The sequence below is a fragment of the Archangium sp. genome (assembly GCF_036389735.1).
GTDB lineage: Bacteria > Myxococcota > Myxococcia > Myxococcales > Myxococcaceae > Archangium.
In genome coordinates, this window is record NZ_DASVWK010000307.1 from 1 (window position 1) to 14,799 (window position 14,799).

Sequence of the window (14,799 nt, forward strand, 5' to 3'; positions counted from 1 at the left end):
AGTCCCAGCACGGTCGGGGTGTGCCCTGCGAGGTGTGGCTGGGGAGGGGCAGGCTCAGAGCCGCGCCCTACAGCACGACACCCGGCACCCCTTCCAGAGCCGCGCGCAGTTCCTCGACAGTCGTGTCCAGCTTCTCGGCAACGGTGGGCGCGTGCCAGGTCACCGCGACTGTGCCCTTGTGCGACTCGCAGACCACCTTGATGGTGACTTGGCCGACCAGACCGGGCCAAGCGTGCCGGGCTAGTTCCGCCGAATGCCCGCGTGGGTCCAAGAAGGTGAAGCACGGCCAGCGTGGCAGTCGAATCGTGCTCATGTCGCAGTTGAAGAAGGCACACCCATGGAGCTGCGCCTCGGAGAAGTCGCAGTCCTCGATCCCGCCAGCCTTCCACCTGTCGTCGAAGTCCTCGCGGAATCCGAAGTCATTGCCCGTGAAGCGGCCCTTGAAACGGCACCCCTTTAGCTTCATGGGCGCCCACGGCATCGTTTTTAGCTGGCCCTTCGCCTGAATGGTGCAGTTGATGAACTGTCCTGAAACGAAGCTCAGTGAGCGCCGGGCCGCGCTGATGATGACGGTGCAGTCGCGCAGCGTCAGGTCGGGGCCGAGCCAGTAGAACGGGCCCTTGAGCAGTTCCAGCTGCTCGCCGACCACCTCTCGCTTCTCGTAATGGATATTGGGGGTCACGCGTGCCTCGGAAGAAGATCATCCGGAAGAAGGTGCTCGCCATCCGTCGCCCGTGAAGCGCGAAGTTGGACTCCGTGCCCGACAAGATCTCGTAATTCTTGCCTCGCGGGAGGTGCTACCGCCCCCCGTGTCTCGTCCAGCACCCCGCCGAAGGCCAGGGCTAGCGCCAGGGTGCGCCTGTCATCCGTGCGCAGGTAGGGCCCGTCCGTGAAGAGGCCCAGGCAGTAGCCTCCGCCGCGTGGCTGGCACCACCGGAGGTACTTCTCCTTGAGCGCTGCCTCTGCCTCCGGGACGAGTGTGCCCTTGTCACCGAGGGGCACCAGGGTGAGCACCCTGTCGCGGTACACCTCGGCGAGCAGCTCCTCCTCGGACATGGCCTGGAGCAGGCCCCGAGCGGCCTCCTGGGGCGTCCCCTGCACCTCCCGCTCTGCGCCCGCCCGCTCCCCCAACAGCGCTCCTGTCCTTCCTATACGTAAACATGGGGGATTGCGGCCCCCCCCGGGTCGTGCCGCAGAGTCGTCGGCCATGACAAAGCATGCCGTGATGATCGCGGGAGCAGGGCCGACAGGATTGATGTTGGCCGGCGAGTTGGCGTTGGCAGGCGTCGACGTCGCCATCGTCGAGCGGCGCCCCAACCAGGACCTCGCCGGCTCGCGTGCCGGCGGTTTGCACGCGCGCACCCTCGAGGTCTTCGATCAGCGCGGCATCGCCGAGCGCTTCATCTCGCAGGGACAGGTGGCCCAGGTCGCGGGGTTCGCCGGGACCGTGTTGGACATCAGCGACTTTCCCACCCGGCACAACCACGGGCTCGCGCTGTGGCAGAACCACATCGAGCGCATCCTGGCTGGCTGGGTCGGCGAGCTGGCGGTGCCGCTCTATCGCGGCCGTGAAGTGACGGGCATCGAGCAAGACGCCACCGGCGTCGACGTCGCGCTGTCCGACGGCGAGTCGCTACGGGCGGAGTATCTCGTCGGATGCGATGGAGGACGCAGCGTGATCCGCAAGGCAGCCGGCATCGAGTTCCCCGGATGGGATCCGACAACCAGCAGCTTGATCGCCGAGGTCGAGATGACCGAGCAGCCGGAATGGGGCATCCGCCGCGACGCCATCGGAATGCATGCCCTCGGGAAACTGGATGGAGGGCGGGTTCGGGTCATGCTGACCGAACAGCACCTCGGACACACGAGCGAACCCACCCTGCGCGATCTCAGCGAGGGGCTCGTCGCCGTGTACGGGACCGATTACGGAATCCACAGTCCCATCTGGATCTCCCGGTTCACCGATATGACCCGGCAGGCCGCGGCCTATCGCGACCGACGGGTCCTATTGGCCGGCGACGCCGCACACGTGCATCCCCCGGACGGTGGACAGGGGATCCAGATCGGTGTGCAGGATGCGGTGAATCTGGGATGGAAGCTGGCGCAGGTGGTCAACCGGACATCCCCGGAGAGCCTCTTGGACACCTATCACGCGGAGCGCCACCCGATCGCCGCGCGCGTGCTGCGCACCACGATGGCGTCCGTCGCGCTTCGCCGCCCGGACGCCCGCACGAAGGCTCTCGGCGACACCATGGCCGAGCTGCTCAAGATGGACGAGCCGCGCAGACGATACGCCGCGATGATGTCTGGCCTGGACATTCACTACGACCTCGGCACGGGACACCCGCTGCTCGGGCGCCGCATGCCCGATCTCGACCTGGTCACCGCCAACGGCCCACGGCGGGTGTTCACCCTGCTGCACGATGCCCGACCGGTACTGCTCAATCTCGGTGAGCCCGGCGCCCTCGACATCGCTCCATGGGCGGAGCGGGTTCAACGGATCGACGCTCGATACGCTGGTGTGTGGGAGCTCCCGGTGCTCGGCGCGGTCGCGGCTCCCACTGCCGTGTTGATTCGGCCCGACGGACACGTCGCGTGGGTCGGAGACGGCACGGACCAGGGCCTTCGTGACGCCCTGACCACCTGGTTCGGGCCGCCCAATCACGGCTGAGCCGGTGCCCACGCCGCGTTCCTTCGTGCCAGGACGGCGCTCTTCGCGGGATTCACTCGAGCCGCAGGGGCAGGGCCTTGAGCCCGCGCAGCCCGATGGAGCCGCGCCAGCGCAGCTGCTCCTCGGGCACGGCGAGCTTCATCATAGGGAAGCGCCGCACCAGATGCTGGAGCGCGATGGTGCCCTCCAGCCTCGCCAGCGGTGCCCCCAGGCAGTAGTGCGCTCCCAGGCCAAAGGCCACGTGGCGGTTGGGCTTGCGGGTGATGTCGAGCTTGTCCGCGTTCTCGAACATCGCTTCATCCCGGTTCGCCGAGGCCAGCAGGGGCATCACCACGGCTCCCCGGGGAATCACGTGCCCCTCCAGGTGGATGTCCTCGCGGGCGAAGCGCGGCGAGGGTTGGTCGACGGGGTTGCCGTAGCGCAGTAGCTCCTCGACCGCGGAGCCGATCAGCTCGGGATTCTCGCGCAGCTTCTGGAGCTGCTCCGGGTGCTGAAGGAGCGCCAGCGTCCCATTGCCGATGAGGTTCACCGTGGTCTCATGCCCCGCCAGCAGCAGCAGGAAGATCATGGAGATGAGCTCATCCTCGCTGAGGCGATCCCCCTGCTCCTCCGCCTGCACGAGCGCCGTGAGCAGGTCATCCCGGGGCTCCTCACGGCGCAGGCGGATGAGCTTGCGAAAGAAGCGCATCATGTTGAAGGCGTTGGGGGTCTGGAGCAGGAACCCTACGGGGCCGGTGAGGTTGTCCAGCAGGCCGCCCATCTGCTGGTGGAACGTCAGCCGATCCTCCTCGGGAACGCCCATCATCTCCGAGATGACCGTCAGGGGAAGGGGGAGCGCGAAGTCGGCGATGAGGTCGACGGTCTGCTTCTTCTGGGCCGCGTCGAGCAGCTCGCCCACGATCTTCTCCACCGTTTGCTTCATCTCCTCGACCCGCCGGGGGGTGAAGGCCTTGTGCACCAGATCCCTCTGGCGGCGGTGATCGGGCGCGTCGCTGGAGAGCATGTTCTTCTGGAAGATCTTGAACAGGCGCGGCACCCACCAGCGGTCCAGTGGATCCCTGCCCTCCACGGCATTGCGACGGTCATTGGCGAGGCGTGGGTCCGTGAAGGAACTCACGACATCGTTGTAGCGCGTGAGGTAGTAGGCCTTGCCGAAGATCGGGTGTTTGATGACGACGACCGGCGACTCCTTCCGCAAGCGGGCATAGGTCGGGTACGGGTCGGCCCGGATCGCCTGGGCCTTGAGGTTGATTTCAGGGGTCATGGGTGTTCTCCCGGGGGTGAACTCTTCAGCTCTTGCGCAGCCAGAGCGAGCGGGGCCCGCGCAGGATGAACGAGCCACCGTAGTCGATGCGCTCGGGCTGGCGGGGCGCGAAGCCCAGCCGCGGGGCGCGCGCCATCAACTCCTGGAGCGCCACCGGGGCCTCCAGCCGCGACAGCGGGGCTCCCAGGCAGAAGTGGATGCCGTGGCCGAACGAGAGCATCCCATTCGTATCGCGCCGCGGGTCGAAGCGCTCCGGGTTGGGGAACTTGCGCGGGTCATGGTTGGCGGAGGCCATCATCACCATCACCGTCGACTCCGCGGGAATCTTCCCGCCGCTCAGCTCCACGTCCTGGGTGGCCCGGCGCATCAGCCCCAGCACGGGCGAGTCGTAGCGCAGGGTCTCCTCGGCCACGGCGGCGCAGGCCTTGAGCGAGGGATCACGCCGCAGCCACTCATACTGCTCCGGGTTCCGGATGAGGGCGATCAGGGAGTTGCCGAGCAGGTTGGTGGTCGTCTCGTTGCCGGCGAGCAACAGCAGGATGGCGAAGGAATTCACCTCCTGGGGACTCAGGGCCTCCGCGCCCTCGCCGCCCTGCACGAGCAGGGAGATGAGGTCGCCCCGGGGCTCGCGGCGGCGCCTCTCGGCGATCTCCGTCATGTAGGCGGACATCTCCTGGCCGTTGCGGACGGCTTCCTCCGACACCTTCCCGCTCCGCAGGGACTCGGAAGTGGAGGAGATGAGCGAGTCGCTCCAGCGCTTGAAGTCGCGGCGCCGCGAGACCTCGATGCCGAGCATCTCCGCGATGATGGTGACGGGCAGGGGCGAGGCCAGCCCGTCCATGAAGTCGAACTCGTCCTGGGCGGCCATCTCCGCGACGAGCCCCTGGGACAGCTCGCGCACGCGGGGCTCCATCTCGGAGATGCGCTTGGGGATGAAGGCGCGGCTCACCAGGCCGCGCAGCCGCGTGTGGATGGGCGGATCCGAGGAGACGAGGTTGGACACCGAGTTGAACTCGGTGAGCTGGGACCGATCCTCGCGCCGCATGCCGTTGACACGGATGTCGACGGACGAGAACAGGACGGGGTTCTTCAGGACGTACGCCACGTCCTCGTAGCGGCTGAGGACGTGGACCTGGAGGCTCTTCATCCAGAAGAGGGGGGCCTTCTCGCGCAGCTCGGCGAAGTACGGGTAGGGGTTGTTGATGACGTCGGGGTGGAAGAAGTCGAAGTGGTCCAGCAGGCTCATGTGCTGCTCCTTGGGGGGTGGACGACAGGGGCGAAAGGTGGGGCTCAGCCGGAGCGGGGGGCGGCGCCGTCCAGGAAGCACCGAAGCAGCGGCGCGATGAGCTCGTCGGCCGGGGCGGGCTGCTTCGCGATGAGCTGGCGCAGGACGAGGCCCTGCATGAGGTCCAGCAACATCGCCGGGTAGTGGCTGGCGTCCTCGTGCCTCAAGGCGCCTTCCTTCACGCCCTGCTGGCCAAGGTGCTCGAGGCGGCGGGAGACTTCACGCCACATCTCCAGATGACGGTCCAGGTCCCCTTCCCGGGAGGCGCCGCTGCGCAGCGAGTCCTCCAGCAGGAGGGAGAACAGCCGGAAGTGCGTCCGGGAGTGCTCCAGGATGCAGCGGAGGAACCCGTGCAGCCGCGCCCGGTAGGGAGACGGCTGGCTGCGCTCCAGCTCCGCGTCGAGCAGGGCCAGCAGCTCGCGCCCGCGCACGTCGCGCAGGGCCTCCAGGAGCTGCTGCCGGTCCTCGAAGTAGTTGTAGAGCGTCCCGACCGAGACCCCGACGCGCGCGGCGATGTCGTCCATGCGCGCGGCGTGCAGGCCCTGCTCGGCGAGCACCTGCTCCGCCGCATCGAGGATGGCGGCCCGGGCCTCCTCCTTCATCCGCATCCGCATCGATTGAGGCTTGCTTCGAGATGTTGAACGCGGATTCATTTGGTTGAATGACGATATGCCTCCATGAATATCCAGGTCAAACTGGAACGAACCGAAGTGACCCCGACGCCTGCCCGCCAGTGCCCCTGGCCTCCATCCACGCCGTCACATCCGCTTGACGGAAAAGCCGCCGTCCCCCAGGAACGAAGGCACTGCCATGGCCACCATCCTGGGACACACGATCGAGCAGCCCAGCCCCTGCAACTACCTGCCCGACCAGCTCTCCTCGTTGGAGCAGGTGGTGATGCAGGACGTCACGTCCGAGGAGTACGAGCGGATGCTCGTGCGCGGGTGGCGCCGCTTCGGCCCGCTGTACTTCCGGCCCGCGTGCCAGAGCTGCAACCAGTGCGTCTCGCTGCGCCTGCCCACGGACACCTTCCGCCCCAACCGCAGCCAGCGCCGGGCCCGCGCCGCGTGCGCCCACTTCCGCGTGGAGGTGGGCCCCCCCCGGGTGGACGCGGCGCGGCTGTCGCTCTACCGCGCCTGGCACGCCGAGCGGGAGCAGTCACGCGAGTGGGACGCCTCGCCGCTGGGCATGCGCGACTACTTCCTCCAGTTCGCCTTCCCCCACCCGTCCGCGCGCGAGGTCGCCTACTACGACGACAGCGCCGAGGGCGGCTCCCGGCTGGTGGGCCTGGGCATCTGCGACGAGACGCCCCAGGCCTGGAGCGCCGTCTACTTCTTCTACGACCCGGCCTACGCGCGCTACTCGCCGGGCTCGGCCAACGTGGTGTTCCAGGTGGAGCTCGCGCGGGCGCGGGGCCTTCCCCACGTCTACCTCGGCTACCGCGTCCAGGAGTGCGCGTCCCTGCGTTACAAGGGAACGTTCCGCCCCCATGAGCTGCTCGAGGGCCGCCCCGACCCCGAGGAGTCCCCGCGCTGGCGTCCCGCGGAGCCCTCCAGAGAGCCGGAGCCGTAGGGCCTACCGGGCGGCGCTCTCCGGTCTCAGCGATCGAAGACCCCCGGCCATGGCGCTCCTGGGTGGCCCTTTTTATGCCGGGCCCACGGCAACGTGTGTAGTCTGCGCGGCGCAATGCAGACGCCAGTCGCCAAATCCAAGCCGCTCCCTTCCGCCACGGCCCCGTCCAGGCACGTCTATGACGTGATCGTCCTGGGGAGCCAGCTGGGCGGAGCGCTCGCCGCGGCGTTGCTCGCCAAGCGGGGCTACAGCGTACTCCTGGTGGAGCACGACGGCACGGGGCCGGGCTACGAGCACGACGGCTTTGTGCTGCCCTACGCGCCCTTCGTCGCCCCGGCCCTCAAGACGATGCCCGCGGTGGAGGAGGCCTTCGCCGAGCTGGGCATCACCACGACGATCCAGCGCAACCAGCAGCCCCACGTGCCCGAGCTCCAGCTCGTGCTGCCCCGGCACCGGATGGACCTGCACACCGACGCGGCCCGCCGGCGCGCCGAGCTCACGCGCGAGCTGGGCGCCCCGGGCGAGAGCCTGCTGGCGGACCTCACCGCCACGGGCACGCAGCACGAGCCGTCCGACGCCTTCTTCAAGGAGGGCCCGCCGCTGCCGCCGGACGGCATCCTGGAGCGGTGGAACCTCAACAAGCGCATGCGGCAGCACCCGGGGCTGGAGACCGAGCCGAAGCTGGTGGGAGAGGACGAGACCTCCAAGCTGCTGCGGGGACTGCTGCCCTTCGTCAACCACCTGGATCAGCCCACCTCGGCCCTGGCGCGCACGCGCCCGCTGTCCCAGGCCCTCCAGACGCCCTGGCGCTACCCGGGCGGCCGCGACGGCCTGCGGCAGCTCCTCTTCGAGCGGCTCACCGAGCTGGGGGGTGACCTGCTCAGCCCCGAGAACACGGACACCTACGTGGTGGAGGAGCTGCACTTCGAGGGAGGCCGCTACTCGGCGGTGAAGCTGCTGCGCTCGGACACGCTGTACCGGAGCTCCTGCCTGGTGTCCGCCACGGACGCGGGGGCGCTGCGCCGACTCATCACGGACCGCAAGAAGCACCGCGCCTTGAGCGAGCAGCTGGACCTGTCCACCATCAAGTCCTTCCTCTTCACGGTGAACTGGGTGCTGCCCGAGGCGGTGCTCCCGCGAGGCCTGGGCGAGCTGCTGCTGCTGGACACCCAGGACGTCGAGCTGGGGCCGCTGCTGATCCAGCTCCACCCCGCGCGGACGCCCGATGGCAAGGAGGACCCCTCGCTGCGGGTGGTGTGCGCCGGAGGCTTCGTGGCCTCGAGCGTGAGGGACCTGGGCGAGGGCTACCTCCAGTCGCTGGCCATGCGCATCGACGGTCACCTGGAGGCGCTGATGCCCTTCACGAAGGACAAGCGCCTGCTGCGCTCGGCTCCCTACCTGGACGCCGGGGCGGTGCGCGGCAGCCGGCTCATGCCCCACCCACACTACACCTTCGACTCGGAAGCGGTGCTGGGTGTCACGGGGTTGAAACAGCACACCCCCACGAAGAACGTGCTGCTGGCCGGGCGGGAGGTGCTGCCGGGCCTGGGGCTCGAGGGGGAATTCCTCGCCGGCATGCGGGCGACGCGGTTGGTGCAGGAGATGTTGAAGAAGAAGGCCGTCCTCAAGCGCTGAGGCCGGATCAGACTGGATTTTCAGGTGGTTTCTGGGTAGGTTCCGCCGCTCATTTTGGGCGTGTCGGCATTTCGCCCCTGATTTCAAGGAGTTGCAGTCATGGCCTGGAAGTGTGACGTCTGCGGGAAGAGGCCGCTGGTGGGTAACAACGTCAGCCACGCGAACAACAAGACCAAGAAGCGGACGCTCCCGAATCTCCAGAAGATCCGGGCCTCCGTCGAGGGTCGTACCGAGCGCGTGCTGGCCTGCACCCGCTGCATCAAGGCTGGCAAGGTCACCAAGGCGGCCTGAGAAGGCCGGTGGGCTCGCGGGTGGGAAGGTCGCGCTCGAAATGGAACGCGCTCCCGCCCACCGAGCGGTTGAATCGTCGTTCGGATGACCTGGATCTCGTCTCGACGGAAGAGGTCGTCCACCGTCTCCACCAGGAAGATGTGGTGGCCGTCCGTGCGGTCCGCCCCGCGCTCGCTGAAGTAGCGCGAGCGGCGCGGTCCGTGGCGGAGGCCCTGCGTGCGGGGGGACGGTTGCTCTACGTGGGAGCCGGCACGAGCGGGCGCCTCGGGGTGCTCGACGCGAGTGAGTGCCCTCCAACGTTCGGAGCCTCCCCCAAGCAGGTGCAAGCGGTGATCGCCGGCGGACGCCGGGCGATGACGCACGCGGTGGAAGGCGCCGAGGACGACGCCGAGGCCGGTGCGGCGTCCGTGGCCCGACTGCGTGCGGGGCCCGACGACGTGGTGTGCGGCATCTCCGCCAGCGCGCGAACCCCCTTCGTGCTGGGAGCGCTGGAGGAGGCCCGTCGGCGAGGGGCGCGCACGGCGCTGGTGTGCTGCAACCCGCCCGGCCCCCGACTGAAGGTGGACCATGTGCTGCTGGCCGAGACGGGGCCGGAGCTGGTGGCGGGGAGCACGCGGCTGAAGGCGGGGACGGCGACGAAGCTGATCCTGAACGCCCTGACGACGACGGCCTTCGTGAGCCTGGGGAAGGTGTACCGGGGACGGATGGTGGACGTGCGGCCCACGAACGCGAAGCTGCGGGAGCGGGCGGCGCGAATGGTGGCGGAGCTGACGGACCTGACCCCGGCGGTGGCGAAGCGCCTGCTGGAGGAGGCCGGGGGCGAGGTGAAGATCGCGCTGGCGATGCACTTCACGGGGCTGGGGGTGAAGGAAGCCAAAAGCCGCCTGAAGAACGCCACCCTGAGAACCCTGGTCACCCCCAAGAGAAACAAGCCGTGACTCTTCCCGGCCCCCGCACCTGTCGCGCGGGAGTGTGCAGGGAGGATGTCCCCGTGCTGTATTCGGCCCCCCTCACCTGACTCGGAGCCAGCACGGTGAAATCACTCCCCCTTCTCGCCCTCCTCTTCATCGCGACCGCCTGGACAGCCGGAGGCGCGCATGCGGCGGAGGCCCCCTCTCCCGTCCTCAAGGGCCTGGACGGGCTCTACCCCGAGCTGGATGCCCTCTATCGGGACCTGCACCGGAACCCGGAGCTGTCCCTCCAGGAAGAGAAGACCGCGGCGAAGCTCGCCGAGCGCCTGCGCAAGGCCGGCTTCGAGGTGACCCAGAAGGTCGGCGGTCATGGCGTGGTGGCCGTCCTGCGCAATGGCAAGGGCCCCACCGTCATGCTGCGCACCGACCTGGATGCCCTGCCGGTGGAGGAGAAGACCGGGCTGCCCTACGCCAGCCAGGTGACGGCCAAGGACGACTCCGGCCAGAGCGTCCGGGTGATGCATGCCTGCGGCCATGACGTGCACATGACGACGTGGCTCGGCACCGCCACCCTCCTGGCACGGGCGAAGGAGCGCTGGCGCGGCACGCTGGTGATGGTCGGTCAGCCCGCCGAGGAGAAGGGCAACGGGGCCCGGCGGATGCTCGCGGATGGCCTCTACTCGCGCTTCCCCAAGCCGGACTTCGCCATCGCCCTCCACAACAGCGCCTCCGCGGTCGCGGGCTCCGTCGAGTACGTGTCCGGTTATGCCCTGGCGAACGTGGACTCGCTCGACATCACCCTCTACGGCAAGGGCGGGCACGGTGCCTACCCGCACACCACCGTGGACCCCATCGTCCTCGCGGCCCGCACCATCCTGTCGCTCCAGACCATCGTGAGCCGCGAGAAGTCCCCGCTCGAGCCCGCCGTGCTCACCGTGGGTTCCATCCACGGTGGCACCAAGCACAACATCATCCCCGACGAGGTGAAGCTCCAGCTCACCCTGCGCTCCTACAAGCCCGAGGTCCGCAAGCAGCTGCTCGCGGCCATCGAGCGCGTGGTGAACGCCGAGGCCGTGGCGGCCGGGTCTCCCCGCAAGCCCGACATCTCCCTCACCGAGGGCACCCCCGCCACCTACAACGACCCGGAACTCACCCAGCGGCTGATCGGCGCCGTCTCGCGAACGCTCGGCGCGGAGAACATCCGCGAGGCCCAGCCCGTCATGGGCGGGGAGGACTTCTCCGAGTACGGCCGCGCCGGAGTCCCCGCGGTGATGCTCTGGCTGGGCACCGTCGAGCCCAAGCGCCATGCCGAGGCCAAGGCGGCGGGTGAGACGCTCCCCTCCCTGCACTCGGGGCTCTTCGCCCCGGACCGGGAGCGGACCCTGCGCACCGGCGTCACCACCCTGACCACCTCCGCCCTGGAGTTGCTCGGCAAGCCTTGACCCCCCCAGCGGCGGGCTTCGGGAGCCGACCACCGGCTCCCGGCTCTCAGACCTGGACCTGCGGCACCGTCTCGCCCTGGACGAAGAAGCGGTTGAACGGCGCCAGCAGGTCGCGACGGCGCGCGAGACCGACGGCCACCGAGAGCACCAGCGGGAGGATGGGATTGGCGAGGTGCGCGGTGTCCCCGATCTTCAGGAGCACCAGCAGGGCCCCCACCATGGTGCAGAAAACCAGGCCCGCCCCCAGCGTCGCCGTGCGCGGCACGAACACCAGCAACGCCGCGGTCACCTCGATGGCACCGGTGCAGTACATGAACCACAGCGGCAGGCCCATGGCCGCGAAGTTCTCCGGGTTCGGCGACATCGCCGCCAGCTTGGTGCCTCCCGCCCCCAGGAACATGAGCCCGAGCGCCACCGTCAGAATCCACAGCCCCACCGTCTTCGCCTTCGACATGACTGCCTCCACTGCTTCAGACACGAATCATTCGTGTTGGAATTAAAATACGGGTCCAGAATACTTCGTGCTGGAAGTAAATGCGCGAGAAGAAACTCCGTTGCGGGGCGGGCTCAGTCCCCGCGGGCCAGCGACAGCCCCAGCTTCTTGCAGAGCAGCCCCAGCATCTGCTGCTCCTCGGAGGAGAGCGCGCCCATCAACTCGGTGATGCGGGTGACATGGGCCGGAAACAGCTTCTCGATGACGCGCTGGCCCTCGCTGGAGAGGCTCACCACCATCACCCGGCGGTCCTCCGCGCTGCGCGTCCGCTGAATCCACTCATGGCGCTCCAGCGTGTCCAGCAGCGCCGTCATGTTGGGGTTGCTGCGCAGCAGCTTGCGGCCCAGCTCGACCTGGCTCATGGGCCCCAGGTGCAGCAGGGCCTCCAGCACCGAGAGCTGCGGCAGGGTCAGCTCGTGGCCCACGAGGTGCTTCTGGAGCTGGGTGCTCAGCGTCTCCATCGCCCGGTTCAGCTTGATGAAGGTGTCGAGCGCCCGCACCTCCCGCGCGCTGCCCTTGTAGTGGGTCGGCATTCTTCAGGCCCCAAAGGTTCGTACCTGGAGTGACCGCTCCCCTGCCCGGTCACTCCCACGGCTCGTCAGAAGGACTGTAACCCCCTGTCGCGGGCTTCACCAAAGGCACGGCGGTACCATCCCCTCCGTCATGCGGCGCTTCACGCTTCTCGCTCTCACCCTGCTTCTCCCCACCCTGGCGTCCGCGACGGACGTGAGGGGGACGTTGTCCTCCTCGACCGTCTGGACGAGGCGCGGCAGTCCCTATGTCCTCAAGGGCGACGTCACCGTGGCCTGGGGCACCCGGCTCACGATCGAGCCCGGCGTCCAGGTCATCGCCGCCTCCCAGGACGCGCTGCGGGCCGGGGTGGATCCCCAGCGCGTGGAGCTGATCATCGATGGGACCCTGGTGGTGAAGGGCACCGAGCAGCGCCCGGTGGAGTTCACCTCCCAGGGGGAGCGCGGCTCCTGGTACGGCCTCCGGGTACGTGGCGGCCGCGGCACGGTGATCGACGGAGCCATCCTCACCCAGGCCTCGCAGGGCATCTCGCTGGACATGAGCGCGGTGGTGCGGAACACCTCGGTGAGCGCCCTCGCCAAGGACTGCCTCCGCGTGAGCTGGGGCACGGCCACGCTCGAGGACAATCGGCTGAGTGGCTGTGGCCTCCACCCGTCGCCCTCCTCCAGCCATCCTTCCCGGGTTTCTGGCGTGGACAGCGTCACGCGTCCGGACGGCTCGACCTCCGAGCGGATCGTCCTGAGCGAAGCCAAGGTGCGCGGCAGAGCCGTCTTCGCCACCCGGAGCATCCATCGCTCCGTGGTCGCCGTCACCCGCGTCACCTGGCGCCCCCTTCGACATCCCGAGCTCGTCGCCGCCGCTGGTGGCGGTACGCGCTCCCCCCTCCCGCCGCCCGAGGACATCCAGAGTCCTCGCCCGCCGGGCGATCGGCCTCCCCTGATGGCTTCGGGGCTCCCCTCACATCCAGCCCTCGCGGCCATTCCCCTGTCGCACCTCGCGGAAGCCGCCCCCGGGAGGCTCCTCCCAGGAGTCCAACAAGAACCTCCAACCCTCCGTGACCGCGCCAGGCCCGTGCCCATCGATGGCTGCCTTCGCGAACCACGTGAGTGTGGATGGACCGGGGCTGGCTGAGGCGCCCCGCTGCCCCGGCAACGGTTGAGAATGGGATGACTCCCGGCCCTCCCTTCAACACATGGGGCGGCATCCGTGGGTCCCTGCCCTTACACTTGTGACCATGGACTCACCTCCACCCTCCCCGCCCCCGCGCCTGTGCGTCGGACTGCTGTCGGGCACCAGTGTGGACGCGGTGGAGGCGGTGCTGTGCCGCATCGAGGGCACCGGCCCCGAGGTCCGCATCTCTCTCCTGGCCCACGTCTCCCAGCCCTTCACCCCCGAGTTCACCCGGCGGGTGCTCGCCGCCAATGACGCCCGGGCCCTGTGCGAGCTCAACTTCGCCCTGGGTGAACGCTTCGCCGAGGCCGCCCTCGAGGTCATCTCCCGCGCCGGCCACCGGCCCGAGGACGTGGACGTCATCGGCTCGCACGGGCAGACGGTGGCCCACCTGCCGGCGAGCCTCTCGGAGACGCCCTCCACGCTCCAGCTCGGCGAGCCCTCCGTCATCGCCGAGCGCACCGGCATCCCCGTGGTGAGTGATTTCCGCACCCGGGACGTGGCCGCGGGAGGCCAGGGCGCCCCGCTGGTGCCCTACCTGGACTGGGCCCTCTTCCGGAAGCCGGGTGTGGCCCGGGCGCTCCAGAACCTCGGCGGCATTGGCAACGTGAGCGTGGTGAGCGACCGGCTGGAGGACACCGTCGCCTTCGACACCGGGCCCGGCAACATGGTGATGGATGGGTTGGCCCGGCTGCTCTCCCAGGGCCAGCTCCAGTGCGACCTGGATGGGCGCCTCTCCCGCCAGGGCCACGTCATCCCGGAGCTCCTGGAGGAGCTGCTCGCCCACCCCTTCCTGACCCTCCCCCCACCCCGCAGCGCTGGCCGCGAGGGCTTCGGCGACGCCCTGGTGGCCCGGCTGTGGGAGCGCCACGGCGGCTCGCGCCCCTACGATTTGATGACCACGGCGGTGGCCTTCACGGTGGAGGCCACCGCCCGTGCCTACGAGACCTGGCTCCTGCCCCGCTTCGCCCTGGAGGCGGTGTACGTGTCCGGCGGCGGCACCCGCAACCCGGTGCTCATGGAGCGCCTCACGGCCAGGCTCGCCCCCCTCCCCGTCCGTTCCCTGGACGTGCTGGGCCTGCCCGAGGGCGCCAAGGAGGCCGTGTGCTTCGCGCTCCTGGCCAACGAGCACCTCTCGGGTACCCCCGCGAATGTACCGTCGGCTACTGGCGCCAGAAGGCGAGTCGTTCTAGGTAAGCTGACACCGTGAGCAGCGTAAATCTGGTAGCCCGCGAAGTGGCGGTGAAGATCGTCTTCTACGGGCCGGGCCTGTCCGGCAAGACGACGTCCCTGCGCAAAGTCTATGAGACCGTGCGTCCCGCGCACCGGGGCGAGATGATGTCCATCGCCACCGAGGGGGACCGCACCCTCTTCTTCGACTTCCTCCCCGTCAAGGTCGAGCGGGTGAACGACTGCACCGTACGGCTCGCGCTGTACACGGTGCCCGGTCAGGTCTTCTACAACGCCACCCGCAAGCTGGTGCTCCAGGGCGCCGATGGCGTGGTGTTCGTCGCCGACTCGCAGCCGGAGATGA

16 protein-coding genes are annotated in these 14,799 nt (G+C 68.9%); 9 read left to right on the forward strand and 7 right to left on the reverse strand.

Annotation, left to right across the window (positions count from 1 at the left end; translation table 11 throughout):
• Window positions 1-67: 67 nt before the first annotated feature.
• Window positions 68-682, reverse strand: coding sequence for a hypothetical protein (locus VF794_RS10825; protein WP_331109420.1), 615 nt, complete (start codon window positions 680-682; stop codon window positions 68-70).
• Window positions 679-1,131, reverse strand: coding sequence for a hypothetical protein (locus VF794_RS10830; protein ID WP_331109422.1), 453 nt, complete (start codon window positions 1,129-1,131; stop codon window positions 679-681). The genes VF794_RS10825 and VF794_RS10830 overlap by 4 nt, the downstream gene beginning before the upstream one ends.
• A 76-nt stretch (window positions 1,132-1,207) precedes the next feature.
• On the opposite strand from VF794_RS10830, the gene VF794_RS10835 reads away from it, so the two are divergent.
• On the forward strand, window positions 1,208-2,671 hold the full coding sequence (locus VF794_RS10835) for an FAD-dependent monooxygenase (RefSeq protein ID WP_331109424.1): 1,464 nt from the start codon (window positions 1,208-1,210) through the stop codon (window positions 2,669-2,671).
• A gap of 52 nt (window positions 2,672-2,723) precedes the next feature.
• On the opposite strand, the gene VF794_RS10840 is transcribed toward VF794_RS10835, so the two are convergent.
• From VF794_RS10840 to VF794_RS10850, 3 genes are read right to left on the reverse strand one after another with little or no spacing between them, the layout of a single operon-like run.
• Complete coding sequence (locus tag VF794_RS10840) at window positions 2,724-3,935, reverse strand: cytochrome P450 (RefSeq protein ID WP_331109426.1); 1,212 nt, start codon at window positions 3,933-3,935, stop codon at window positions 2,724-2,726.
• Window positions 3,936-3,960: 25 nt separating this feature from the next.
• On the reverse strand, window positions 3,961-5,181 hold the full coding sequence (locus VF794_RS10845; protein ID WP_331109427.1) for a cytochrome P450: 1,221 nt from the start codon (window positions 5,179-5,181) through the stop codon (window positions 3,961-3,963).
• A 44-nt stretch (window positions 5,182-5,225) separates the two neighbouring features.
• Window positions 5,226-5,828 (reverse strand): helix-turn-helix domain-containing protein, encoded by a 603-nt coding sequence (locus VF794_RS10850; RefSeq protein WP_331109429.1) that lies wholly within the window; start codon window positions 5,826-5,828, stop codon window positions 5,226-5,228.
• A 202-nt stretch (window positions 5,829-6,030) separates the two neighbouring features.
• Here VF794_RS10850 and VF794_RS10855 point away from each other — a divergent pair, with 202 nt between their 5' ends.
• The 5 genes from VF794_RS10855 to VF794_RS10875 all read left to right on the forward strand — a co-directional run bounded on the left by VF794_RS10855 (window position 6,031) and on the right by VF794_RS10875 (window position 11,071).
• The gene (locus VF794_RS10855; RefSeq protein ID WP_331109431.1) at window positions 6,031-6,792 is read left to right on the forward strand and encodes an arginyltransferase; all 762 of its coding nucleotides are present in this window, start codon (window positions 6,031-6,033) and stop codon (window positions 6,790-6,792) included.
• Window positions 6,793-6,906: 114 nt separating this feature from the next.
• Window positions 6,907-8,427 carry an NAD(P)-binding protein gene (locus VF794_RS10860; protein ID WP_331109433.1) on the forward strand — a complete coding sequence of 507 codons (1,521 nt, stop codon included), beginning with the start codon at window positions 6,907-6,909 and terminating at the stop codon, window positions 8,425-8,427.
• 99 nt (window positions 8,428-8,526) lie between these two features.
• The gene (gene rpmB / locus VF794_RS10865; protein WP_331109435.1) at window positions 8,527-8,718 is read left to right on the forward strand and encodes a 50S ribosomal protein L28; all 192 of its coding nucleotides are present in this window, start codon (window positions 8,527-8,529) and stop codon (window positions 8,716-8,718) included.
• A gap of 68 nt (window positions 8,719-8,786) precedes the next feature.
• A complete protein-coding gene (gene murQ / locus VF794_RS10870; protein WP_331109437.1) occupies window positions 8,787-9,656 on the forward strand; it encodes an N-acetylmuramic acid 6-phosphate etherase in 870 nt (289 codons plus the stop codon).
• 95 nt (window positions 9,657-9,751) lie between these two features.
• Complete coding sequence (locus VF794_RS10875; RefSeq protein ID WP_331109438.1) at window positions 9,752-11,071, forward strand: amidohydrolase; 1,320 nt, start codon at window positions 9,752-9,754, stop codon at window positions 11,069-11,071.
• A 46-nt stretch (window positions 11,072-11,117) separates the two neighbouring features.
• Here VF794_RS10875 and VF794_RS10880 read toward each other — a convergent pair whose 3' ends face one another.
• The gene (locus tag VF794_RS10880; protein WP_331109439.1) at window positions 11,118-11,525 is read right to left on the reverse strand and encodes a DoxX family protein; all 408 of its coding nucleotides are present in this window, start codon (window positions 11,523-11,525) and stop codon (window positions 11,118-11,120) included.
• A gap of 113 nt (window positions 11,526-11,638) precedes the next feature.
• A complete protein-coding gene (locus VF794_RS10885) occupies window positions 11,639-12,097 on the reverse strand; it encodes a MarR family transcriptional regulator (RefSeq protein WP_331109441.1) in 459 nt (152 codons plus the stop codon).
• A 205-nt stretch (window positions 12,098-12,302) separates the two neighbouring features.
• Here VF794_RS10885 and VF794_RS10890 point away from each other — a divergent pair, with 205 nt between their 5' ends.
• From VF794_RS10890 to VF794_RS10900, 3 genes are all read left to right on the forward strand, one after another.
• The gene (locus tag VF794_RS10890; protein ID WP_331109443.1) at window positions 12,303-13,226 is read left to right on the forward strand and encodes a hypothetical protein; all 924 of its coding nucleotides are present in this window, start codon (window positions 12,303-12,305) and stop codon (window positions 13,224-13,226) included.
• 103 nt (window positions 13,227-13,329) lie between these two features.
• Entirely contained in the window at window positions 13,330-14,475 is a 1,146-nt protein-coding gene (locus VF794_RS10895) for an anhydro-N-acetylmuramic acid kinase (protein WP_331109444.1), read from the forward strand.
• Window positions 14,472-14,799: GTP-binding protein (locus tag VF794_RS10900; protein WP_414640897.1), on the forward strand; the 328-nt coding region annotated here is incomplete at its 3' end. The genes VF794_RS10895 and VF794_RS10900, both read left to right, overlap by 4 nt.